Annotated in this window: 2 protein-coding genes; both read left to right on the top strand. The window is 69.1% G+C overall.

Going from position 1 to position 2,134, the window contains the following annotated elements; translation table 11 throughout:
- On the top strand, positions 1 to 906 hold a 906-nt coding region (locus ACIQRW_RS38355), incomplete at its 5' end, for a beta-ketoacyl reductase (RefSeq protein ID WP_403770001.1).
- 5 nt (positions 907 to 911) lie between these two features.
- Positions 912 to 2,134: type I polyketide synthase (locus ACIQRW_RS38350; RefSeq protein ID WP_403769999.1), on the top strand; the 1,223-nt coding region annotated here is incomplete at its 3' end.

The following is a 2,134-nucleotide window of genomic DNA, read 5'->3' as shown; positions in this document are numbered from 1 at the left end:
TTCGTCCTCTACTCCTCACTCGCCGGCACCCTCGGCAACCCCGGACAAGCCAACTACGCCGCCGCCAACGCCTACCTCGACGCACTCGCCCAACAACGCCACACCCAAGGACTCCCCGCCACCTCCATCGCCTGGGGACTCTGGGCCAACACCAGCGGCACCACCCAACACCTCACCAACACCGACCACGCCCGCCTCACCCGCGACGGCATCACCCCCATCACCACCGAACACGGAACCGCACTCTTCGACGCCGCCCTCGGCCTCAACACCCCCACCACCATCGCCACCCCCCTCAACCTCACCACCATCAGCAAAAACCCCACCATCCCCCCACTCCTCCGCAACCTCATCCCCCGCCGCACCACAGCCACCACCGTGCGGCAGGAGGACGGCAGGGCGTTCGGCGCATCGCTCGTCGGTCTCGACGAGGCGGAGCAGCAGGCACGGGTGCTGGATCTGGTGCGGTCGCAGATCGCGTCGGTGCTGGGCCACAACGACGCCGGCGCGATCCCTCCGGACATCGCGTTCGAGCAGCTCGGCTTCGACTCGCTCACCGCGGTGGAGCTGCGCAACCAGCTCACCAGGGCTACCGGCGTACAGCTGTCGGCGACGCTGGTGTTCGACCACCCGACGGCGACGGCGCTGGCGGAGCACCTGCGCGACACGCTCGCCCCCAGTGGCCGCAAGGCCGCCCGGGCCAAGCTCGACGAGGTCGCGGCGTTGCTGTCGACGCTCGTCGTGGATTTCGACGATCACTCGCTCATCACCGAGCACATCGAAGAGCTCCTCACCCAGTGGCGCCGCACAGGGGACGAGCCCAGCTCCCCCACCGACGACTCCGACCTCAACGCAGCGAGTGACGAAGAGCTGTTCAGCCTCGTCGAAACGAACAGGAAGGCCTGACGGCAATGGCGAACGAAGCGAAGCTCCGCGAGTACCTCAAGAAGGCGATCGCCGACACCCGCCAGGCCCAGCACGAGTTGCAGGAGGTCCGGGGCGCGGCGAGCGAGCCGATCGCGGTCATCGGCATGGCGTGCAGGTTCCCCGGGGGCGTGACGGACCCGGAGAGCCTCTGGCGGCTCGTGGCCGATGGCCGGGACGGCATGACGGACTTCCCCGTCAACCGTGGCTGGGACAACGAGGGCATCTACGATCCCGATCCGGAGGCGTTCGGCACGACCTACGTGCGCACGGGTGGATTCCTGCACGACGCCGACCGGTTCGACCCCGAGTTCTTCGGCATCTCGCCCCGCGAGGCGACGGCGATGGACCCGCAGCACCGTCTGCTGCTGGAGACGGCGTGGGAGACGCTGGAGGACGCGGGCATCGCCCCGCAGTCGTTGCACGGCAGCAAGACCGGCGTCTACACGGGCGTGATGTACCACGACTACTCCTCGCGGGTCAGCGAGGTGCCGCCGGCTCTGGAGGGCCTGATCGGGCCGGGGAACGCGGGGTCGATCGCGTCCGGTCGCATCTCCTACACGCTGGGACTTGAGGGTCCGGCCGTCACGATCGACACGGCGTGCTCGTCCTCGCTGGTGGCGACGCACCTGGCGGTGCAGGCTCTGCGTACGGGCGAGGTGTCCTACGCGCTGAGCGGCGGCATCGCGGTCATGGCGACGCCGGAGACGTTCGTGGAGTTCAGCCGCCAGCGGGGGCTCGCAGCCGACGGCCGCTGCAAAGCGTTCTCCAGTGACGCGGACGGCACCATCTGGGGCGAGGGCGTCGGGCTGCTGATGCTGGAGCGACTGTCCGACGCGGTGCGCAACGGGCACACGGTCCACGCCGTGATCCGTGGCTCCGCGGTCAACCAGGACGGCGCGTCCAACGGCCTGACCGCACCCAACGGCCCGTCACAGGAGCGGGTGATCCAGTCGGCGCTGAAGAACGCGCGCCTGTCGGTGTCCGATGTGGACGTGGTGGAGGCACATGGCACGGGCACCACCCTGGGTGACCCCATCGAGGCCCAGGCCCTCCTCGCCACCTACGGCCAGGGCCGCCCGACCGACCGCCCACTCCGCCTCGGCTCCCTCAAGTCCAACATCGGCCACACACAAGCAGCAGCCGGTGTCGGCGGCATCATCAAAATGATCATGGCCATGCGCCACGGAACCATGCCCCAAACCCTCCA

It is taken from the genome of Streptomyces sp. NPDC091287, from assembly GCF_044768525.1.
Lineage (GTDB): Bacteria > Actinomycetota > Actinomycetes > Streptomycetales > Streptomycetaceae > Streptomyces.
Note: the sequence above shows the minus strand (reverse complement) of the source record. Positions and strands in the feature narration are given on the sequence as shown.